The sequence below is a fragment of the Dactylosporangium sp. NPDC005555 genome, from assembly GCF_040605635.1.
Taxonomy (GTDB): Bacteria; Actinomycetota; Actinomycetes; order Mycobacteriales; family Micromonosporaceae; genus Dactylosporangium.
Window position 1 is genome coordinate 23,991 of sequence record NZ_JBEXDG010000068.1, and the last position, 20,731, is coordinate 44,721.

The window sequence follows — 20,731 nt, forward strand, 5'->3', positions numbered from 1 at the left end:
CGACCCGGAAAGGTCGAACGGCACTACGCGGGGTAGTGGCGCCGCATTGTGATGGAACAGAGACCTGTACTAGGAGGCACACGATGGCCCCGGAACATCCGTCGCCGATGCCGAACTCCGGCCGCGACGGACCGGCCGACAATCAGGTCCTGCTGTCCAGACTCGACGATCTCTTCACCGCCTTGCAGGCGGACGGTCGTACGGTCGTCGGTCCGGCGGTGCGGGGACACGCGATCGTGCTCACCGAGATCGGCGGTGCCGCCGAACTGCCGTACGGCCGGCGGACCGAGGTCGAGGCCGGCACCTACCGGCTCCGGCCCGGCGACGAGCGGCTCGCGTTCAGCCACACCTCCGGACCGCAGTCATGGAAACAGGTGCTGCATCCGCCCAGCCAGAGACTGTGGTCTGCGGACAGGTCCGAGGACGGTTTCGCGGTGACCGACGAACCTGCGCCGCCGCGCCGACTGGCGCTGTTCGGCGTCCGCCCGTGCGACCTGCGCGCGATCGGCGTCCTCGACCACGTCCTGGGCGACGGTGAACGGTACGCCGCACGCCGCGCCGAGATCCTGATCGTTGCGGTCAACTGCACCGAGCCGGGCGGCGCCTGCTTCTGCGTGTCGGCCGGCGGCGGCCCCGGCGCCGACACCGGCTACGACATCGTGCTGACCGAACGCCCCGACGGGACGTACCTGGCAAGCAGCGGGACGGCCGAAGGTGAGGCGGTGCTCGCGCGCATCCCCACCACGCCGGCGTCCGCCGCCGACATCGCGTCCGCCACGCAGGCGGTGGAGTCCGCGGCGACGCGGATGGGCCGGACCCTTCCCGAGGTCGACCTGCGCACGTTGCTGGCCGGTCACCGTGCGGACCCGCAGTGGGACGACGTGGCCGAGCGCTGCCTGACCTGCGGCAACTGCACGATGGTCTGCCCGACCTGCTTCTGCACCTCGGTCACGGACACCACGGACCTGACCGGTGACCACGCCGAGCGCTGGGAGTCCTGGGAGTCGTGCTTCGACCTGGACTTCAGCTATCTGCACGGCGGACCGGTGCGTGACTCCCGCGCCGGCCGCTACCGGCACTGGCTCACGCACAAGTTCGGCACCTGGCACGACCAGTTCGGCGAGTCCGGGTGTGTGGGCTGTGGCCGCTGCATCGCCTGGTGCCCGGTCGGCATCGACGTCACAGCCGAACTGCACGCCCTCAACGCGCACCCGCCGACAACCGCCGAGGACTCGCCATGACGACCACGTACGACCTTCTTGTCGCGCATCCGTTCCTTGCCGGGCTGCCGCTGGGCCACCTTGAGCGCCTCTCACGCTGGGCATGCCGCGCACCGTTCCGCGCGGGTATGCGGATCTTCGAGGAGAACGGTCAGGCCGACCGGTTCTGGCTCATCCGGGACGGCTACGTCAACCTCGACATCCGGGTGCCCGGCCGTGGCGACGTCATCGTCGAGACGATCGGTCCTGGCACGGTGCTCGGCTGGTCCTGGATGTTCCCGCCGTACCGATGGCACTTCGGCGCAGTCGCCATCGACCCGGTCCTCAGCATCGCCATCGACGGTGCGGGCACCCGAGCGCTGTGCGAAGCCCACCCCGACTTCGGCTATGAGCTGACCAGGCGGTTCATGGCGGTTGTCGTGGACCGGATGCAGGCCACCAGAATCCGCCTGCTCGACCTGTACAAGGCGCCGGCATGACAACCATGACCCCGAGCCGCTACCGGGTGGTCGAGCGCACGCCGGAGACCGGTGACACGGTCACCCTCGCGCTCGAGCCGGTCGACGAGCCGCTGCCGGTGTTCCGGCCCGGCCAGTTCGCGATGCTCTACGCCTTCGGGGTGGGGGAGGTACCGATCTCCGTCTCCGGCCGGTACGGCGTCGCCGGTCTGTTGCACACGGTGCGGGCGGTCGGCGCCACGAGCGGCGCATTGTGCCGGGCGGAGCCCGGATGCATGCTCGGGGTCCGTGGACCGTTCGGCCGCGCCTGGGACCTGCCGGCAGCCGCCGGCGCCGACCTGGTCATCGTCGCCGGTGGGCTCGGCCTGGCCCCCCTACGGCCGGTGGTGCGCCACGCCGTCACCAACCGGGCCCGCTACCGCCACGTGGCGGTGCTGATCGGTGCCCGGACTCCCGACGACCTGCTGTACCCCGACGAGTACGACGCCTGGCGAGCCGCCGGACTCGACGTCCTCGCCACCGTGGACCGCGCCGCCACCGGCTGGTCCGGCCACGTCGGCGTGGTGACCGCGCTGTTTGACCGGCTGGACCACCGGCCGGCCGACACGGCCGCCTACGTGTGCGGGCCCGAGATCATGATGCGGTTCGCCGCGCGGGGCCTTGCCGGCCGGGGTGTGCCGGCCGGCTGCGTGCGGCTGTCCCTGGAGCGCAACATGCATTGCGGCCTGGGCCACTGCGGTCATTGTCAGCTCGGTCCGCTGCTGCTCTGCCGGGACGGCCCGGTGGTCGGCTACGACGAGGCCGGCCCGCTGCTGTCGGTGAAGGAGCTGTGATGGCTGAGACGGCACGGCCGAAGCTCGCGGTGTGGAAGTTCGCGTCCTGCGACGGCTGCCAGCTCACCCTGCTGGACTGCGAGGACGAACTGCTACCGCTCGGCGAGCACGTCGAGATCGCGCACTTCCTGGAGGCATCCAGCGCCGTCGTGGAAGGCCCGTACGACGTCTCCCTCGTCGAGGGTTCCGTCACGACCCAGACCGACGTCGAGCGGATCCACCGCATCCGGGAGCAGTCCGGGATGCTGGTGACCATCGGCGCGTGCGCCAACGCCGGCGGTGTCCAGGCGTTGCGGAACTTCGCCGACGTCCAGGAGTTCCGCTCGGTCGTCTACGCCAGACCGGAGTACGTGGCGACCCTGGCGGAGTCGACACCGATCTCGGCACACGTACAAGTGGACCTGGAGCTGCCGGGGTGCCCGATCGACCGGCGCCAGCTCATCGGGGTGCTGACCGCCGTGCTCGCCGGGCGCCGTCCCGGCCTGCCCGTGCACAGCGTCTGCCAGGAGTGCAAGCTGCGCGGGACGGCCTGTGTGACCGTGGCACAGGGAATCCCGTGTCTGGGTCCGGTCACCCGCGCCGGCTGCGGCGCGCTCTGCCCCGCCTACGGCCGCGGCTGCTACGGCTGCTTCGGCCCGATGGCGCAGCCGAACACCGCTGCCATGGTTGCCTCATTGCGCAGCCTTGGCATGTCCCCGGCCGACGTGGCACGCGTGTTCCGGACCTTCCACGCCGCCAAGCCGGAGTTCCGGGCGGCCGCCGAGCAGGGGGAGCAGGGGGAGCAGGGGGAGCACGGATGAGCCACCGCAACGACAGGTCGCTGCGCGTCGGCGCCCTCGCGCGGGTCGAGGGCGAGGGCGCGATGCACGTACGGGTCGACGGGTCGACGGTGACCGACGTGCGGCTGCAGATCTACGAGCCGCCGCGGTTCTTCGAGGCGTTCCTGCGCGGCCGCGGCCACGTCGAACCACCCGACATCACCGCCCGCATCTGCGGCATCTGCCCGGTGGCGTACCAGATGAGTGCGTGCCTGGCCGTCGAGGACGCGTGCGGCGTCCAGGTCAGCGAGCCGATCGCCGAACTGCGCCGGCTGCTCTACTGCGGCGAATGGGTGGCAAGCCACGCGCTGCACGTCTATCTCCTGCACGCACCCGACTTCCTCGGCTACCCCGGCGTCGTGGAGATGGCCCGGGACCACAGGGATGCCGTCGAACGCGGACTGGCCCTCAAGAAGGCCGGCAACGCCATTCTCGAGCTGGTCGGCGGGCGGGCGATCCACCCGATCAACGTCCGCGTCGGCGGCTTCTACGACGCCCCGTCGCCCGCAGCGTTGCAGGCGCTCGCACGCGGCACGCTGCGACCCGCCCTCGAGCATGCGCTGGCCACGGTCGAGTGGGTCGCCGGCTTTCCGTTCCCCGACTTCACCACCGACCACGAACTGCTCGCCCTGGTCGACCCGCATCGGTACCCCATCGACCGCGGCGAACCGCGGACCTCGTCCGGCCGGTCGTTCCCGGTGCACGACTTCGAACGACACGTCGTCGAGACACAGGTACCGCATTCGACCGCCCTGCACGCCGAGTTGGCCGACGCCGGGACCTACCTCACCGGCCCGCTCGCCCGGTACGCGCTCAACCACGCCGCGCTGTCACCGCTCGCCCGTCAGGCCGCTGCCGCGGCAGGTCTCGGGCAACGCTGCGACAACCCGTTCCGCAGCATCGTCGTGCGAGCGGTCGAACTCGTCTACGCCCTCGACGAGGCGTTGCGCCTCGTCGAGGCGTACGAACCGCCGGCACCCTGCCACATGGAGGTTCCAGCGCGAGCCGGTGCCGGATACGGCGCCACCGAGGCGCCGCGCGGTGTGCTGTTCCACCGCTACCGGCTGGACGACACCGGAACCATCCGCAGCGCCCGGATCGTGCCGCCCACCGCGCAGAACCAGCCGAGCATCGAAGACGACCTGCGCCGCTTCGTCCAGGACCGGCTGGACCTCGACGACGAACAGCTCACCGCCCAGTGTGAGCAGGCGATCCGCAACTACGACCCCTGCATCTCCTGCGCCACCCACTTCCTCGACCTCACCGTGGAGCGCACATGAACCCGCCGGTGGTGGTGATCGGCGTCGGCAACCCCTACCGGCGCGACGACGGCGTCGGTCCGGCGGTCATCGAACGGCTCAGGCGTGCCGACCTTCCCGGGACCACCCTGGCCGAGAGCGACGGTGATGCCGGCACGCTCATCGAGCTGTGGGAACGACGACGTCTCGCCATCGTCGTCGACGCGGTGCACACGCATCATGCGCATCCCGGCCGGATTCACCGGCACGTCATGGCGTGCCGACCCGGCACATCGGCGCGCAGTGCCAGCTCCCACACCATGGACATGGGCGACGCCGTCGCCCTGGCCCGTGAGCTCGACCGGCTTCCCGACCGGATGGTCATGCTCGGCGTCGAGGTGGCAGACATCGGCTACGGGCCCGGCCTGACACCGGCCGTGGCGACGGCCGTCGACCAGGTGGTCGAGCAAGTGGTCGAGCAAGTGGTCGAGGCAGTTGCCGCAGCGGTCCGTTCGACCCGGACATCCGGGACTTTTAGCACTACGCGTCAATGCGGCATCGAGCGACGGTAGAGCCGGTAGAGATGTCAGCGATGACGATTCGAGACCTTGGGAGATGAGTCCGATGCGCACCGCGAGAGAGATCCTTGCCGGGGCGCACACGATCGCGGTTGTGGGTGCGTCCCGTGATCCGCAGAAGCCGGCGCACTGGGTGCCGAAGATGCTGCAGGAGCAGGGCTGGCGCCTCATCCCGGTCAACCCGCACGTGGACCGGCTGTTCGGCGAGCACGCGTATGTCCGGCTCGCGGACATCCCGGTGCATGTCGACGTGGTAGATGTCTTCCGGCCCGCACGGGAGGCGCCGGAACTGGCGCGTGAGGCGGCGGCGATCGGCGCCGGCGCACTGTGGCTGCAGCTGGGCATCACCAGCCCACAGGCGCGGCGGACCGCGTACGACGCCGGCTTGGAGTACGTCGAGAACACGTGCATGGGTATGGAGCGGGCACTGGCGCAGATGGTCGTCGGTGGCACCACACCGCGTCCCGTGGTGTACCGCGGCCTCCGCCCGCAGGCGGAGCCGGAGCTCCGGCCGCTGATCCGGCACCATCGCATCGGCGCGGCGGGCACGGCGCAGCGCCCAGTGATGCTGTCGGCCGCAGCGCCGTGGTTCGCGCCGAAGCGCCGGGCCGTCTGCCGGTCGGCGCCGAGGATCTGGACCGAAGGTCGTGCCCGGACCCGGATCTGCCGCATCCGCGCCCGCTACGGCTCCTCGGTTCCCGTTTGAGAACGGCGGACCGCTCCCACGACGGTGGTTGCGGCAGCGATCCGCTCGGTGATCGCCCGTCCCAGTGTGGCGCATCGGTGCACGGCGACGCGGTTCTCCCTGCAACGTTCCACCGGACAGGCCGTGCGAACAGGGTCGAGCGGCCTGCCTGGCCGCCTGCGCTGGGCTGCCGCACGCGACGATCGAAGCCGGGTCCGCTCCGCAGGTGAGTTCGAGACGATGGTTCCGTTTACCCGGATGACGCGTTACCCGGACGATGCGATGTTGTCCCTGCCGGTGCCCGCCCCCGTCATGGCGGAGCGAGCCGACTCGCGCGACATCATGCCCGCCAGCTCGTCCAGCGTCGGTGTCAGGGGCATGTCGGTGCGGATCGTGGACGCTTCGGGCCATGGATCGGCCCGGGCGGCCATCGCGGTGGCGATGGCCGCGTCCGCATCCGACGTGGACAGCGTGCGCCGGCGCAGCCGGTCGGTGACCACCTCGTCGGGCGCCGCGCACCGCAGCTCTATGAGGGCGCTGTGGGTGCGCGCCGCCTGGGCACGGGCTGCGGCCCGGCACTCGGCGTCGGACCACGACGCGTCCAGCAGCACGGTCTCACCCCGGGCCAGGAGCGCATCGGCTCGCTGCAGCAGCGCCGTATAGGTCCGTCCGGTCCACGCCGGCGTGTAGATGCCCTGCTCGAAGTCCGCCTTCGCGGAGGTGGCGGGCGCGACGCCGGCCAGTTCCTTGCGGAGCCGGTCGGAGGACAGTACGACACCACCGAGCCGGTCCGCGAGGCGACCGGCGAGCGTGGTCTTGCCGGTGCCGGGCAACCCGCCGACGAGGATGAGCCGTGGCGCCCCGGCCCGCAGATGGGTGACGGTGAGCTGGGCGTGCTGGACGGCGTCGGCAGCGGCGTGTGGATCGCCCTGCGCGTGGCGCAGGCAGGCGACCTTGGCGCGGACGAACGCGCGGTAGGCCAGGTAATGATGGCGCAGCGAGCTCGGCGCGGGATCACCGGCGAACTCCGCGTACCAGTCGAGGAACTGTGTCGCGAGCTCTGGTCGTCCGAGGTGTTCCAGGTCCATTGCGAGGAACGCCGCGTCGTCGAGGCCGTCGATCCACCGCAGCTTGTCGTCGAACTCGATGCAGTCCAGCACCCGTGGGCCGTCGTCGAGGCAGAAGATGTCGTTGGCGAGCAGGTCGGCGTGTCCGTCGACGACCCGGCCCGAGGCGATCCGGTCGGCGAACAGCGCGTCGCGACCGGCGAGGAAGTCCAGGGTGAGGGTTGTGATCTCCTCGACGAGCCGGTCGTGGAGCACCCTGCCGCGGAAGGTGGCGACCAGCCGGAAGCTGTCGGTCCAGCGGCGCCGGATCGCGTCGCGGCTGCCCTCCGCGGAGATCTCCGGGCCCCGCCGGGCGTTGGCGTGGAAGGCGGCCAGCAGCCGAGCGAGCCTGCGCAGATCGTCGTCGATCGGGGCGCCGTCGCGGACCAGCGTGGACAGCCGCCGCGAGACCGGCATCCGCCGCATCACCACCAGGTGGTCGCACACAGCGCCGTCCGGGCCGGACACGTCGGCGACGCCGAGGTACACATCGGGCGCGAGCCGCCGGTTGAGTTCGACTTCCCGCTGGCAGACGGCCTGCCGCTTCGCCCGGGTGCTGAAGTCGAGAAAGCCCAGATCCACCGGCTTCTTCAACTTGTAGGCGCGACTGCCGACCATGAACACCACGGCGGCATGCGTCTGCTGGACCTCGGCGAATGTCTCGGCGGGACGGAACGACCCGACATCGGTTTCGGCTGGCATGGCAACGGCCTCCAAACACGAGCGATGGCGTCAACTCCACCGTGCCCCATGCACCGGCCGGTCGCAGGGCCGATGGACCCATGCCGGGCGGGACCACTGGCCTGTTCGTCGCCGGGGCAGTGACGACCTCGGCAGACCAGGCGTGGGCAAGGTCTGGCCGGCGACGGGATTACGGCCGTCGTCGGGGGGCAGGTGTGTGGTGCTGTCTTCGGCGAGCACAACGCAGCGGCCCGCCTCCGGGTCGGGTGACGTTGGTCCCTACCGGATCCGTTGCTTTGGGCGAAGCGTGGGGGACAGGGCACAGGTCCGCCCGCGGCAGGCCGCAGCTGCCGCAGGTTCGGTGATGGGCGGTGCGCGATGGAGACGATCCGCAGGACGTCGGCGGAGCAGCAGTCGGCGAACCTGAGCAACTACTGCTGGGTCCGTCACGACTTCACCTGGCGCACGGCCCGTTCGTGGCTTTCCGGCCTGCCCGATGGGCGCGGGCTCAACATCGCCTACGAGGCGGTCGACCGGCACGCCGAAGGCCCGTTGCGGGACAAGGTGGCGTTGCGGTGCCTCGTCCGGAATGGCCCGGCGATCGACCTGTCCTACGACGAACTGCGCCGGCAGACCAGCCGGTTCGCCAACGTGCTCGACGCCCTCGGTGTACGCCCCGGTGAGCGGGTGTTCTCACTGCTGAACCGTGGCCCTGAGCTGTACGTCACGGTCCTGGGCGCGCTCAAGCACACGAATGTCCTGTCGTCACTGTTCTCCGCGTTCGGACCCGAACCGATCCGCGAGCGGCTGTGCCGCGGTGACGCCGTGCTGGTGGTGACCACCCCGGAGCTCTACGAGCGCAAGATCAGGCCGATCCGTGACGCCGTGCCGAGCCTGCGGCATGTCCTCGTCACCGGTGGCGGGCTGCCCCCGGAAGGGACCGTGAGCCTGGCGGCGGCGCTGGCCGCGGCCGGCGACCGGTTCGAGATCCCGCCGACCAATCCTCAGCAGATGGCGTTGCTGCACTTCACGAGCGGGACGACCGGGCGATGCTTCGCTGGCGGCTGGTACCTGAGCGGCGATCTGGCCCGCAGGGACGCAGACGGGTACTACTGGTTCGTCGGGCGTGCGGACGACGTGATCAAGTCCGCTGGGCATCTGATCGGACCCTTCGAGGTCGAGAGTCTCCTGATGGAACACCCCGCTGTCGCCGAGGCCGCGGTGATCGGCAAACCGGATCCGGTGGCCGGCGAGGTGGTCAAGGCGTTCGTGACGCTCCGGGAGGGCTACGCAGCCGGCGACGATCTGCGGCTGGACCTGCTGGCGTTCGCCCGGCGCCGGCTCGGCGGAATGGCGCCGAAGGAGATCGCCTTCGATCAGGATCTGCCGCACACCCGCAGCGGCAAGGTGATGCGTCGGCTTCTCAAAACACGTGAACTCGGTCTGCCGGAAGGCGACCTGCCGGCGCCGATCATGTCCACCTCGGCGTGGCCGTCGCGCTGCGCGGCGGAGGGCTCGTCGCGCCGGCCATCCACGACGCAGCCGACATCGACCTCGACGAGCTGATGGCGCGGCTCAAGGATCTCGTCACCCGGACCCGGGCCGGCAGGCTGCGCCGCGCCGAGCTGGCAGAATCGACCATCACCGTGTCCAACCTCGGCGACCAGGGAGTCGAGTCGATCCTCGGGGTCGTCTACCCGCCGCAGGTTGCTCTGGTTGGCTTCGGCAGGATCGTCGACCGGCCCTGGGTCGTGGGCGGACTCATCGGCGTACGGCCGACGGTGACCGTGAGCCTCGCCGCCGATCATCGCGCCACCGACGGAGCGACCGGGGCCCGGTATCTGCAAGCCGTCACCCAACTGCTGCAGCAACCGGAGGAGCTATGAACACCACTGCCGAAGCGGAAGCACTCGTCCGCCGTGCCCTGCACGAGGTGGCCCCTGATGCCGACGTCGACGACCTCGCAGGCGACGCCGACATGCGCGACAGCCTCGGCCTCGACTCCATTGACTTCTTACGGCTGGTCGAACTGCTCAGCGAACGATCCGGTCAGCGTATCGATGAGGAAGACTATCCTCGGCTCGCCACGCTGGCCGAGGCCGTGCGGTTCCTGTCCGCAGGCCACCCGTCGGCCGGGTAGCGGCCGTGACCGGTGAGACGGTCCGGCCGAACGAGGCGGTAGCGAGGCTGTTGCGGGCGCACGCGGACCTGATCTCGATCACCGGCGGGGAGTGAGGCCAAGCGGGCCGGCACCGGACGTCATTCGGCCAACGGCATGGACTCCTTGCCGAGGCTTTCGCGTGTGACACGGTCACGGCCGTCGCCGGGGTGGTCGGAAGCCCCGCCGTACAGGTCGAGCATCCGCATCCGGGTCGCCTGCATGCGTTCGACGACCACCTCGATGAGCCGTCTGGTCAACTCGTAGCCGAGCTCCGGTTCCGCCGTGCAGAGCGCCCGGATGCCCGCACCGTCGAAGCTGATCGCGAGCACGGGGCTCTCTGCCGTGGCACCGAAGTGCCAGCGGTACGGCGGGAACAGCCACGACCAGCCGAGCACCTGCCCGGGGCCGATCGTCTCCACGACCACGTTGCCGCGGCCCGGCAGATGCGTATCGAGGCTTACCAGGCCTTCACGGATGAGCCAGAACCGGTCGGCGCGGCCGCCTTCGCTGAAGATGCGGGCGCCGGCGCGGACCGTGACACGGTGCGAGTAGTGCGCCATGCGATCCAGGAACCGGTCCGGTACCCCCGCCATGAACGGATGCGTGACGAGTAGATCGTGTGCGGTGATCATTGTTCTCACCCCTGCCGGCATGTGGTGGCGTCCGTCTCCAGCCAACCCGGCCTGGTCTGGCCACCGGTAGAGTCTCCCGCCCTGCCGGGCCGGGACCTGCGGCCCTGCAGCATGCCGGTCCGCCAGGGGCGTTACCGGGCCGCCCGTCTGCCGGCGGCGTCGCCGGCCTCGAGTTCGGCCAGTTGCAGCGACACCGTGGCGAGCGCCGACTCGAGGCGCGGGACCCAGTGCCGTTCGATTGCCCGGACCCGCCGCCTGGTGGTGGCCAGCTCGGCCTCGACCGTCCGCAGGGCTGCTCCGGCCGCCGCATGCCGCGCCGCCGCAAGCGCCGCCTCGCGGTAGGCCGCGGCGGCCTCGATGATGGCCGCGCCACCGGCAGGTGCCCGTTGCGGCTGTGGCGGCGGCAGGTCGACGGATGGCGCCTCGGCATAGCGCACGCCCATCACCATGCTCCACCGTGCGGTGACTGAGACGGGCGGGACGTCGCAGGCCGCGTCGAGTGCGTCCGCACCGTTGAGCAGGACGGCCCTGGCCAGCCAGGTCCGCGCCGCCAGGTCCGCCGCTCGCAGGGCGCCAGCGCTCGCGGCGTGCGCATGCCGGAGCCGTTCCTGCTCGCCGGCCAGCATGGTGAGCTTCTGCCGCAGCACGGTGCCGCCCCGCCGGGCCACGTTCAGCCGGTGGCGCAGCCACAGCACACCGGAGCGGCCGGCGGGGACGTGTCGCAGTCCTGCCATGGTGCTCACCCGGCCGGCGGGTGCGCGGCGAGCAGCGCCTCCGGCAACATGCTCAACTCGCGCGTCGGCAGGGTGCGAAGCACCCGCCACGCCCGGTCGAGGGTGTCATCGAGCGCACGGGCCTCGTCGGTGCGCTGGTCGAGCAGGTCACGTTCGACTGCATCGGCGAAGCCCAGGTAGCGCTGGTCGACATCGTTCAACGCGTCCGTTCCGACCAGGTCGGCCAGCTCACGCACCTGCCTGGCCCGGGCCAGCGCGGCGAGCAGTTGCGCCGCGACGGGTAGGTGGTCGGCGCGGGTGCGGCCTTCGCCGGCACCGTGGCGCATCAGCCGCGACAGCGACGACAGCGGCTCGACCGGCGGGTACACGCCGCGGCCGTGGACCTCGGTGGACAGCACGATCTGACCCTCGGTGATGTAGCCGGTCAGGTCGGGCACGGGGTGGGTGATGTCACCGGCCGGCATCGTCAGCACCGGCATGATCGTCACCGAACCAGGCTGCCCGTCGACCCGGCCGCAGCGCTCGTACAGCGAGGCCAGATCGCTGTAGAGGTAGCCGGGGTAGGCCCGGCGTGCGGGGGTCTCGCCCCGCGCCGAGGACACCTCACGCAGCGCCTCCGCGTAGCTGGTCATGTCGGTCATGACGACGAGCACGTCGCGGCCACCGGTGAAGGCCAGGTCCTCCGCGACGGTCAGCGCCAGCCGCGGTGTCAGGATGCGTTCGATCACCGGATCGGCGGCGGTGTTGAGCAGCAGCACCAGCTCGCCGGCTCGGGCACGCTCGTCCAGGGCGTCGCGGACGGACGACGCGTCCGCGTGGGTGAGGCCCATGCCCGCGAACACCACGCAGAACGGTGCGCCGTTGACGTGTGCCTGCGCCGCGATCTGTGTCGCGAGCTCCAGATACGGCAGCCCGGCCTGAGCGAAGACCGGCAGCTTCTGGCCGCGCACCAACGTCGTCAGCGCATCGACGGCCGACACCCCGGTGATGACCGGCTCCGCCGGTGGCCGGCGGAACAGCGGGTTCATCGGGGCGCCCGCGACCGCGGCGGTGCGGCCACCGTCGATCGGCGGCCCGCCGTCGATCGGTTCGCCCCGCCCGTTGCAGGTCCTGCCGAGCCACGCGTCGCCGACCGGGATCCGCATTGGTGCCCCGGCAAAGGCGACCCTGCTCCCGTCCTTGCCGATGCCCGCGGTGCCCTCCAGCACCTGCACGACGGCGACTTCGTGGTCGACCTCCAGCACCATGCCGTGCCGCTGTTCGCCGCCGGGCAGGCGGACCTCGGCGACCTCGTCGAAGCCGACACCCGTCACGCCGTCGACGACGAGCAGCGGCCCGTGCACCTCGCGGACCGACGTGTACTGCACCACAGGCCAGGCCATCACGACCGCCTCCCTCCGCCGTCCACGCCGCCGAGCCGGGCAAGCACGACGTCCAGCCGCTGCGCGACCCCGTCGACCGCGTCCGGCGCCGTCTCCTCCCTGGCACGCACCAGCGGGCCGAAGTCGAGCTCCTCGACACCGGCGGGGTCCGCGCCGGCGTCCACGAGCGTGTGGCAGCGCTCGGCGACGGCGAGGACCGCGTCGAACAACGCCGCGGACTTCGCCGCCGTGCAGAACGCGTCGTTGCTGACCAGGGCGTTCTGCTGCAGCGTCGCCTCCCGTAGCAGCCGCCCGGCCAGCATCGTGATCCGCTCGTGGCTCGGCAGGCCGGCCAGGCCGACCAGTTCGGCCAGCGCCCCGATCCGATCGGCCTCGATCAGTGCCGTGAGCGCGCGGGTTCGCCGGCGGATCCAGGCCGGATCGCCATGCTGGGCATGGTACGAGCCGATCAGGTCGACGTCCCGGGAGAACGACTCGGCCCAGGAGACCGCCGGGTAGTGCCGGGCGTAGGCCAGGTCCCGGTCGAGCGTCCACCGGCACCGCACGAAGCGTTCGGTGTTGGCCGTCACCGGCTCTGTCAGGTCGCCGCCGGGCGGGGAGACCGCGCCGATGACGGTGACGGAGCCGCGTGCGCCGGCCAGGGTGACGACCGCACCGGCCCGCTCGTAGAAGGCCGCCAGTGCGGAGGCGAGGTTCGCCGGGTAGCCCTCCTCAGCGGGCGGTGCGCCGGTCCGCGAGGCGAACTCGCGCAGCGCCTCCGCCCAGCGGGACGTCGAGTCCGCGATGACCACGACGTCGTGACCCATGTCGCGGAAGTATTCGGCGACCGTGACGCCGGTGTAGACGCTCGCCTCCCGGGCCATCATCGGCATGTTGGAGGTGTTGGCGATCACGACGGTCCGGTCGACCAGCCGTCCGCCGGTGCGCGGGTCGTCCAGTTCGGACAGTTCGCTGACGACGTCGGCCATCTCGTTGCCGCGTTCACCACAGCCGATGTACACGATGACATCCGCGTCACACCACTTCGCGATCTGCTGCAACAGCATGGTCTTGCCGGTGCCGAAACCGCCGGGGACCGCGGACGTGCTGCCCTTCGCGATCGGGAACAGTGCGTCCACCGCGCGTTGACCGGTGTGCAGCGGCTCGGTGGTGTCCAGCCGGTCGCGGTAAGGCCGGGGTGTGCGGATCGGCCAGCGCGTGCTCATGCTCAGGGGTGTCCCGCCGACGGTGGCGATGACGGCTTCGGCGGGGTACCGGCCTGCGGCGGCGACGTGTTCGACCCGGCCACCATGATCCGGTGGCACCAGCACCCGGAATGCCACCCGGCCGGCGGTGGCGACGGTGCCGAGCACCGCGCCCCCGTCGAGCGTGGTGCCTGGTCCGATCGCCGGTTCGAACAACCACGACGCGGGCGGCGCGGCGTCGTTGCCCCCGTCTGCCCAGGTCGACCCGGTCAGCAACCAGGCCGGCGCGTCGCGCAGTGGGCGGAGCAGACCGTCGAACACCCCGCCGAGCAGCCAGGGCCCGAGCCGGGCGACCAGCGGGTGTCCCGTCGCCGTGGCGGTGTCGCCCGGGCGTAGCCCGCCGGTGTATTCGTACGCCTGCAACGTGACGCTGCCGCCGCGGATGCCGACGACCTCGGCGGGCAGCGACAGCGGACCGAGCGCCACGAGGTCGTGCATGGCGGTCCCGGCGACCCCGTCGAGCTCGACCAGCGAACCGGTCACCCGGGCGATCCGGGCGGTCTGCGGTGCGGGCGGTGGAGTCGTCACGTCCACACCCGTCCGAGTTCCTTGGTCGTGGCGAGAGCATGTTCGGCGAGCCGCTGGATCGAGCAGTCGATCTCCAGGTTGCCGCGGGTACCGGTGAGGCCGCCGCCTGGCGCCGGGGTGATCGTGGCCTGCGGGCCGAGCGTCCGGGTGATCGTGGCGCGGAGCGCCGCCCGGCCGCGGGGACCTTCCAGTGCCGTGCACAACGCCGCGACGACCCGGCCGCGGAGCTCGTCGTAGATCTCACGCTGGGCCCGCAACAGGACGGCTCTGGCCGTGCGGCGGGTGCGCGTCCGCTCGACCGCGGTCAGGATGTCGGCGTCCGCGGTCCCGTTGGTCCTGGCCTCCAGTAGAACCCGTTCCGCTTCGGCCCGGGCGTCGCCGAGCAGCGCCACCGCCGCCCGGTCGGCGTCGCGACGGACCGCGTCGGCTTCGGCGCGCGCCCGCCGCAGGATCGCCTCCCGCACCGGCTCCAGCGCCTCGGCCGGTCCGGCGCGGTTCACGACGCCACCTCGCCGTCGGCCGCAAGGACTGCCACCATCCGCCCGGCGGGGTACACCGCGTCGCGCAGGGCCGCAGCGGCCGACGGCGTCAGCACGACGACCGTGACCTGCGGGCCGAGCGCGTCCCAGGCACGCCGCACGTCGTCGCTGCCGGTGGTCGTCGTCACCACGACGCCCGCGAGGCCGTATCCGCGCACGAGGGCGGCTTCGCCGATCGCCGCCATACGGCCCGGCTCCGTGGTCGGTACGGCGCCCATCGTCATGCCTTTCCGATCAGGATGATCGCGACGATGAGGCCGTAGATCGCGATGCCTTCGGCGAGACCGACGATCACCATGGCCCGGCCGAACAGCTCGGGCCGCTCGCTCATCGCGGCCAGCGCGGCCGCCCCGGTGTAGGCCACCGCGATCGCCGCGCCGATGGAGGAACCCGCCACGGCGATCGCGGCACCGAGCAGCGCCGCCCAGTTGCCGGACGAGGCCGCGCCCTGCGCGGCGGGTGCCTGCGCACCGGCCGGGGCCGCGGACAGCAGCACGACCACGACCGTCGTGGCCGCGGCCGCGAGCGTCGCGTTGACGGCGAGCAGGACGCGTGGCACGAGCCGTGCGTGCCGGGGCGCCAGGCGGCGGGCCGCCCAGGCCAGCACCAGCGCGACGGGCACGACACCCAGCCAGATCAGGCTCATGACGAAACCTCCTTCGGGCCGGGCTCGCCCCGCCAGGGTCGGAACGCCCGGCCGGTCCCCTCGAACACGCGGGTGAACAGCTCGTAGTACTCCAGCCGCAGCGCCTGCACCCCGGCCACCAGCGCCTCCAGACCGAACGTGATGGCGTTGCCGGCGACGAACACCACAGCCGCGACGACGACCCAGGTGCCGCCCCGGTGCCACAACCCTGTTGTGCCGGACCAGACCAGTGCGCCGAGCGCAGCGTGCGTCATGCCGAACGCCGCCAGCCGCGCGAAGGACACGAGGTTCGCGCCCAAGCGGATGACCAGGTCGAACAGCTGCACCAGCGTCTGCACCATGGCGGCCCCGCCGCCGCCGGCACCGGCGTGCAGGCCCGCCGCTGCGAGCGCGAGCCCGACCGCCGCGACGACCGCCCCGGCCGAGGCCGCCGCGACGCTGCCGAGGTAGACACCGGCGGCGGCGCCACCGAGGCCGGCGAACACGGCGGCACCGGCCACCCCGGAAGCGGCGTAGAGCGCGAAACCCGCCGAGCCCTCGCGCCAGCGGTTGACGACGCCGACGGCGTAGGCGACCGCGAGGAGGATCGCACCGAGGGCGACACCCGCGCCCAGCAGCCGGACCGGCTCGTCCAGCGGTGCCAACCACAGGGGCGCCACGAGACCGGTCGGCCCGAACACCTCGCCGAACAGCAGACCGAACACCATGCTGGCCAGCCCGGCACCCGCGGCGAACGGCCACATCCGGCGCAGCCGTGCGAAGCGCCGCGGCGGGCGCAGCCGCAGCAGCGCGGCGAACGCGAGCAGCAGCAGCCCGTGGCCGGCGTCGCCGAACATCATGCCGAACATGACGATGTAGGCGATACCGGCGATCAGGGTCGGGTCCACGTCTGCGTACGGCACGGTGCCGTAGGTCTCCACCAGCGGCGCGAACGACCGTTGGAGCGCGCCGCCAGGGGCGAGCAGGGTCGGCGGGTCGACGCCGCGCGGCACCGGCAACGGGACCAGGGCACCACCGAGCGGCGCGATGCGGGCCGTGAGGAGCGCCCGGGCCGAGGCCGGGCACCAGCCGCAGTACGCTGCCACGCCGTGGTCCAGGACTGCCCCGTCGCGCATTGACGTGATGTCACGCACCTCGATGTCACGCACCTCGGCCGCGCCGCCGTCGCGGCCCGCGGGGGCGTCGACGGGCTCCAGCTCCAGCACGCCGGCCGCACCGACCTCGGTGAGCACGGCGTCGAGCGACTGCTGCGGCGCGACCAGGGCGACGCGCAGCATGCGGACGGGGCGCAGGCGGTGGTGGAGCGCGGTACCCCACGACCCGTCCGGATCCGCTGCCCGCGTGCCGCCGGCTGTCACGGTGTCGCCTCCCCGGCGCCGTACGCGTGGCGTAACCCCGCCGCCACGATCGGCGGGACGCACTCAGCCATCCGCTGCCGCGCGCGGGCGCGCAAGGCGTCGGCCTGGTGCTCGGCCTCGGCGAGCAGCTCGGTATCGGCGCGTGCGGCGCCGGCCCGGGCGGTGGCGAAGGCGTCGGCACGGGTGTCCTGCGCCGAACGCCGCGCGGCGGCGATGATCCGGTCGGCGGCGCCGGCGGCCCACCGTCGCCGGTCGGCCGCCTCAGTGATGGCCCGGGCGGCTATCCGCGCGGCCTCCGCATGGGTGTCGTCGAGCGCCGCGAACACGACGCGCAGCTCGGCGGCCGCCTCCGCGCCGCGGTCCGCGGGCACCGCCGCGGGCATCGCCGCGCCCGGCGCGCCCGCCGGGCGGAAGCGCTGGAGCAGATCCCGGATCGTCATCAGCACCTGCACCTGCCTTCACGGTCCCGGCACGTTCGCTACGGGGTGGTGGGCACGTCGAGCGGACGTTCCGCTGCATCGCGGGCGGCGAGCTCGGCCATCGCGGCCACGTACCCGGCGCGGCTGAGTTCACCCCGCAGCAGCCGGTGCACCGCGTCGCTCTCGGCGCGGGCCAGGCGCTGATCGGCCGGGACGGCCTGCGGCATCGGCCCGGAGCGTGCGGCGAGCCAGCCCGTGCGCCAGCGCCCCGCACCGGCGACCGGGCCGTCGCCGTCGCCGTCGCGCAGCGTGTACAGCTGGCGGACGGCCAGCACGGTGTAGACCAGCGCGAGGCACACCGCGAGGAACACCGCGAAGATCATCGTCGGCACCATCCTGTCCACCCCCCAGCGACTAGTCCCTGCACATGCGACGGTAGGTGGCGCGGTGCGCCGCGGGCAGGGCCGGACGGCCCGTGGACGCTGGTCCCTCCGGCCTGCCACGCGCCCGGCGCAGCCCGGAGGCTGGAGTTATGACGAGCGGAAGCGGGATCTCGTTTGTGGCCGGCGCGGTGCGGGCCCATGCGATGGCTCGGCGATGCGCGGGCCCGGCCACGACGCGGCTGCTCGCCACGACCGATGGTCTGGACGCGGCGATCGAAGCGCTGCGCCAAACGCCGTACGGACACGACGCCCGTGTCGGGCAGACGCTGGCGGAGGTCCAGACCGCGGTCGCCGCGACGTTGCTGTGGCATCTGCGGGTGATGGCGGGCTGGCTGCCGAGGCGCGGGGCGGAATCGCTGCGGGCGTTCGCCGGCTGGTACGAGATCAGCAACACCGACCAGTTGCTGCGACGCCTGCACGGCCGGGTCAGTGCCCCGCCGTTCCGGTCGGGTGCGCTGGCGGTCGCCTGGCCCCGCCTCGCGGCGGCGTCGACGCTGGAGGAGGTGCGTGTCACCCTGGCCGGGTCCGGGTGGGGTGATCCCGGTGCCGCGACAGCCCGTGCCGTGCTGCTGGGGATGCGCATGTCGTGGGCGCAGCGGGTCGCGGCAGTGTCTTCGGCCCTGCCGTGGGCGGCGGGAGCGGTGGCGTTGGCCGTGGCTCGTGAGCACTGGGTGGCCGGCCACCGCGTCGAGGGGCCCGCCGGTACGCGGGCCGCGACACTCGTCGGCAGGCCGGCAATGGCGGCGGCGACGTTCGACGAGTACGTCGCCGCGCTGCCACGGCCGGCCTCGTGGGTGCTGCGGGACGTCCCCGGACCGGAAGAGCTGTGGCGGGCCGAGGTGCGGTGGTGGCACCGCCTGGAGCACGACGGCCGCGCGTTGCTGCGCGATGCCAGGTTCGACGAACGTGCCGCGCTCGGCGCGGCCGCGGTGCTCGCCGTCGACGCCTGGCGTGTCCGCGCCGCGATGGCCTGCGCCGCCGGTGAAGCGCGGGTCGAGATGTTCGACTCGGTGTTGCCGTCGCAGTCTGACGCCTGAGGTCCAACTCGGGTGGCGAAGGGCTTCAGCAGCGGTAGGCCGGACGCCGGCCACGCCAGCGCCTCGAGGATGCTCAACAGGACGGGCACGGAACCCGTCCGGCTGCTGCACGTCCGCCACCCGGGCGGGCAGCGCTGTGTCCTGATGACCTCCCGGCCGTCACGCCACGATGACATCACCGACAGGCCGGCGGTTCGTGTAGCAGGTGGTCGGCGCGAACCCGAAGCGCAGCACCAGATGCGGCTGGTGAATGCCGCTCATCGTGCGACGGAGTCGCTCACGTGTGGCAGGCACCTCGACCGGCTGCGAGTACATCGCCGTGGCCAGGCCGAGGTCGGCCGCGGTCAGCAGTACGCCCTGCAGGGCCATCCCGGCGCTGACGTCGTCGTTGCGACCGTCGCCGAGCACACTTAGGATCGCCACGACCGGCTGGCGTACGACGTCGCGGGTCGAGTCGTGCCGGGCACCGCCGAAGTCGCGCCGGGTCAGCAGTTCGTCCGGGTGCGGTGCGGCGCCGGCCGCGTACAGGCCCACCCCCTCGACCGAGGTGTCGGCCGCCGTGCTCCAGGCCTGCAGTTCTGCCATGTACGCCGGGGAGGTCCGCAACTGGGCATCCGCGTCGTGGATCCACTCGGCCAGCGAGGCTAGCGCGTGCTCGCCCGCCACGAAGTGAAGCCAGCCGCCTTCCCGCCGAGCGGCTTCTGCCAGCAGCTCCGGCACCCCCGCTTCCAGGGCGCGGTCGGCGAAGGGCCCGCGGTTGGTGTGCCGGCGCCGGATCTGCCAGTGCTGCCGGCGTTCCACCGGCGTCGGCGGCCGGGCCGGTGCCGGCGACAGATGCACCAGCACGGGGTCACGACCGAACCGGTACCGGGCCGGCAGACCGGTGGCAGCGAGCGCGAGTCGCAAGTTGAACGTTGCCGCGCCGCAGGAGATGCGGGCCATGCGGCCGTCCTGGTCGCAGGCCGGGAGCCGGCGGGCCTCGTCGACAGTCACCTCGATACCCTTCCCGGTCCGCCGGAACTGCCACGGTTGGCTGTTGTGGATCGACGGCGCCCACACGGCGTCTCCGACCGCTGCGGTGAAGGCCTCGGGCTCCCAGGTATCCGGCACAGTCAGCGACATCGCCATCGGACCCACCCTTCATACGGCTTCTACCCCAACCATGCCCCGCACAGCGGCGGTCCGCCGAGGGCCGGACGTCCCTGACCGGGCGTCCGGACTCACGCCGGGTGGGGGCAGCAGGATCGCGATGACTGCTCACCCGATACGCACTCACCCAGCGCCATCGACACCGCATCGGCCTCCACCCGGCGCGACACCCGCTATGAGAACGGGATCCGTGGCCGTCGTGGCGCCGCCGCTCCCACGACCAGGCCGGGTCATCGACACGATGCCGTCGTTCGCGCCTGGACGTGAACCAGGCGGTACGCGACCTGGCGGGCGGCGGGGGTTGTGGCAGGCCGGTCAGCGTCCCGGGCCGCGGGTCGAAGCCGCCGGCGTGTTGTCCCATACCGCCCGGGCGCCGGAGTCACCGACCCGGTACACCTGCACCAGGTTCGCTGCGGCGATGACCAGCGCGAGCGCCGACAGGACGACACCGGTCGTGCCGCGCCCGGGCTTGCCGGTGCGCTCCTCACCGTCGGTCCTGGTCCGGCGGTGCGACCAGACCAACGCCACGGCGACAGCCAGCAGTGGCAGGGCGTACCAGATGAGCGTGTCGCCGAGCTGCGCGTGTTCACCGGGGTCGCCGACGCGGTGCTCCAGATCCTCCCCGGTGCTGGTCGCGATCGGGATGGCCACCGTCGCGAGCGCGGCGACGCCGACGACGAGCGATCCGAAGCGGTCCCGCAGCGACGGGCGGATCGCGAGTGCGGCGACGCCGAGCACCGCCAGGGGAAGCAGGACCACCACCGCGTGCACGACGAGGGGGTGCAGCGGGAGGCCATCGATGGTGTCGGGCATGAGCACCACCTTGCCTGCATGATCTTCGA

Annotated in this window: 23 protein-coding genes and 1 pseudogene; 11 read left to right on the forward strand and 13 right to left on the reverse strand. The window is 72.2% G+C overall.

The window, feature by feature from the left end:
- Positions 1-83 precede the first annotated feature (83 nt).
- From ABZS58_RS43560 to ABZS58_RS43590, 7 genes and pseudogenes are all read left to right on the forward strand, one after another.
- Positions 84-1,241, forward strand: coding sequence for a 4Fe-4S dicluster domain-containing protein (locus tag ABZS58_RS43560; RefSeq protein WP_354789939.1), 1,158 nt, complete (start codon positions 84-86; stop codon positions 1,239-1,241).
- The gene (locus tag ABZS58_RS43565) at positions 1,238-1,699 is read left to right on the forward strand and encodes a cyclic nucleotide-binding domain-containing protein (RefSeq protein ID WP_354789940.1); all 462 of its coding nucleotides are present in this window, start codon (positions 1,238-1,240) and stop codon (positions 1,697-1,699) included. Before ABZS58_RS43560 ends, ABZS58_RS43565 begins: the two co-directional genes overlap by 4 nt.
- Complete coding sequence (locus ABZS58_RS43570) at positions 1,696-2,511, forward strand: FAD/NAD(P)-binding protein (protein WP_354789941.1); 816 nt, start codon at positions 1,696-1,698, stop codon at positions 2,509-2,511. The genes ABZS58_RS43565 and ABZS58_RS43570 overlap by 4 nt, the downstream gene beginning before the upstream one ends.
- Positions 2,511-3,311, forward strand: coding sequence for an oxidoreductase (locus tag ABZS58_RS43575; protein WP_354789942.1), 801 nt, complete (start codon positions 2,511-2,513; stop codon positions 3,309-3,311). The genes ABZS58_RS43570 and ABZS58_RS43575 overlap by 1 nt, the downstream gene beginning before the upstream one ends.
- Positions 3,308-4,609: a Ni/Fe hydrogenase subunit alpha gene (locus ABZS58_RS43580; protein ID WP_354789944.1), complete on the forward strand. Its 1,302-nt coding sequence runs from the start codon at positions 3,308-3,310 to the stop codon at positions 4,607-4,609. The genes ABZS58_RS43575 and ABZS58_RS43580 overlap by 4 nt, the downstream gene beginning before the upstream one ends.
- Entirely contained in the window at positions 4,606-5,139 is a 534-nt protein-coding gene (locus ABZS58_RS43585; RefSeq protein ID WP_354789945.1) for a hydrogenase maturation protease, read from the forward strand. The genes ABZS58_RS43580 and ABZS58_RS43585 overlap by 4 nt, the downstream gene beginning before the upstream one ends.
- A 52-nt stretch (positions 5,140-5,191) precedes the next feature.
- A pseudogene (locus tag ABZS58_RS43590) lies at positions 5,192-5,596 on the forward strand (CoA-binding protein); the annotation flags it as partial.
- Positions 5,597-6,096: 500 nt separating this feature from the next.
- Here the strand turns inward: ABZS58_RS43590 and ABZS58_RS43595 are convergent.
- Entirely contained in the window at positions 6,097-7,638 is a 1,542-nt protein-coding gene (locus ABZS58_RS43595) for an AAA family ATPase (protein ID WP_354789947.1), read from the reverse strand.
- 357 nt (positions 7,639-7,995) lie between these two features.
- Here ABZS58_RS43595 and ABZS58_RS43600 point away from each other — a divergent pair, with 357 nt between their 5' ends.
- Genes ABZS58_RS43600 through ABZS58_RS43610 form a run of 3 tightly spaced genes read left to right on the forward strand, consistent with a single transcriptional unit; the run spans position 7,996 to position 9,757 of the window.
- Positions 7,996-9,183: an AMP-binding protein gene (locus tag ABZS58_RS43600; RefSeq protein WP_354789948.1), complete on the forward strand. Its 1,188-nt coding sequence runs from the start codon at positions 7,996-7,998 to the stop codon at positions 9,181-9,183.
- Positions 9,105-9,503, forward strand: a complete 399-nt coding sequence (locus ABZS58_RS43605) for a 2-oxo acid dehydrogenase subunit E2 (RefSeq protein ID WP_354789949.1) — start codon at positions 9,105-9,107, stop codon at positions 9,501-9,503. Before ABZS58_RS43600 ends, ABZS58_RS43605 begins: the two co-directional genes overlap by 79 nt.
- A complete protein-coding gene (locus tag ABZS58_RS43610) occupies positions 9,500-9,757 on the forward strand; it encodes an acyl carrier protein (RefSeq protein ID WP_354789951.1) in 258 nt (85 codons plus the stop codon). Before ABZS58_RS43605 ends, ABZS58_RS43610 begins: the two co-directional genes overlap by 4 nt.
- 119 nt (positions 9,758-9,876) lie before the next feature.
- On the opposite strand, the gene ABZS58_RS43615 is transcribed toward ABZS58_RS43610, so the two are convergent.
- From ABZS58_RS43615 to ABZS58_RS43660, 10 genes are all read right to left on the reverse strand, one after another.
- Complete coding sequence (locus tag ABZS58_RS43615; RefSeq protein WP_354789953.1) at positions 9,877-10,410, reverse strand: cyclic nucleotide-binding domain-containing protein; 534 nt, start codon at positions 10,408-10,410, stop codon at positions 9,877-9,879.
- 131 nt (positions 10,411-10,541) lie between these two features.
- On the reverse strand, positions 10,542-11,144 hold the full coding sequence (locus ABZS58_RS43620) for a V-type ATP synthase subunit D (RefSeq protein WP_354789955.1): 603 nt from the start codon (positions 11,142-11,144) through the stop codon (positions 10,542-10,544).
- Between the two features lie 5 nt (positions 11,145-11,149).
- Positions 11,150-12,526 (reverse strand): V-type ATP synthase subunit B, encoded by a 1,377-nt coding sequence (locus ABZS58_RS43625; RefSeq protein ID WP_354789979.1) that lies wholly within the window; start codon positions 12,524-12,526, stop codon positions 11,150-11,152.
- The gene (locus tag ABZS58_RS43630; RefSeq protein ID WP_354789957.1) at positions 12,526-14,298 is read right to left on the reverse strand and encodes a V-type ATP synthase subunit A; all 1,773 of its coding nucleotides are present in this window, start codon (positions 14,296-14,298) and stop codon (positions 12,526-12,528) included. Before ABZS58_RS43630 ends, ABZS58_RS43625 begins: the two co-directional genes overlap by 1 nt.
- On the reverse strand, positions 14,295-14,798 hold the full coding sequence (locus tag ABZS58_RS43635) for a hypothetical protein (RefSeq protein WP_354789959.1): 504 nt from the start codon (positions 14,796-14,798) through the stop codon (positions 14,295-14,297). Before ABZS58_RS43635 ends, ABZS58_RS43630 begins: the two co-directional genes overlap by 4 nt.
- Positions 14,795-15,055 (reverse strand): hypothetical protein, encoded by a 261-nt coding sequence (locus tag ABZS58_RS43640; RefSeq protein WP_354789960.1) that lies wholly within the window; start codon positions 15,053-15,055, stop codon positions 14,795-14,797. Before ABZS58_RS43640 ends, ABZS58_RS43635 begins: the two co-directional genes overlap by 4 nt.
- A gap of 2 nt (positions 15,056-15,057) precedes the next feature.
- Positions 15,058-15,483, reverse strand: a complete 426-nt coding sequence (locus ABZS58_RS43645) for an ATP synthase subunit C (protein WP_354789962.1) — start codon at positions 15,481-15,483, stop codon at positions 15,058-15,060.
- Positions 15,480-16,841: a V-type ATPase 116kDa subunit family protein gene (locus tag ABZS58_RS43650; protein WP_354789964.1), complete on the reverse strand. Its 1,362-nt coding sequence runs from the start codon at positions 16,839-16,841 to the stop codon at positions 15,480-15,482. The genes ABZS58_RS43645 and ABZS58_RS43650 overlap by 4 nt, the downstream gene beginning before the upstream one ends.
- A complete protein-coding gene (locus ABZS58_RS43655; RefSeq protein WP_354789966.1) occupies positions 16,838-17,281 on the reverse strand; it encodes a hypothetical protein in 444 nt (147 codons plus the stop codon). Before ABZS58_RS43655 ends, ABZS58_RS43650 begins: the two co-directional genes overlap by 4 nt.
- A gap of 38 nt (positions 17,282-17,319) precedes the next feature.
- Positions 17,320-17,643, reverse strand: coding sequence for a hypothetical protein (locus ABZS58_RS43660; RefSeq protein WP_354789967.1), 324 nt, complete (start codon positions 17,641-17,643; stop codon positions 17,320-17,322).
- Between the two features lie 203 nt (positions 17,644-17,846).
- Between ABZS58_RS43660 and ABZS58_RS43665 the strand changes: the two genes are divergently transcribed.
- Positions 17,847-18,740: a hypothetical protein gene (locus tag ABZS58_RS43665; protein ID WP_354789968.1), complete on the forward strand. Its 894-nt coding sequence runs from the start codon at positions 17,847-17,849 to the stop codon at positions 18,738-18,740.
- A 159-nt stretch (positions 18,741-18,899) separates the two neighbouring features.
- Here ABZS58_RS43665 and ABZS58_RS43670 read toward each other — a convergent pair whose 3' ends face one another.
- Together ABZS58_RS43670 and ABZS58_RS43675 are read right to left on the reverse strand one after the other, a co-directional pair.
- On the reverse strand, positions 18,900-19,868 hold the full coding sequence (locus ABZS58_RS43670; RefSeq protein WP_354789969.1) for a nitroreductase: 969 nt from the start codon (positions 19,866-19,868) through the stop codon (positions 18,900-18,902).
- Positions 19,869-20,204: 336 nt separating this feature from the next.
- A complete protein-coding gene (locus ABZS58_RS43675; protein ID WP_354789971.1) occupies positions 20,205-20,702 on the reverse strand; it encodes a DUF2231 domain-containing protein in 498 nt (165 codons plus the stop codon).
- Positions 20,703-20,731 lie beyond the last annotated feature (29 nt).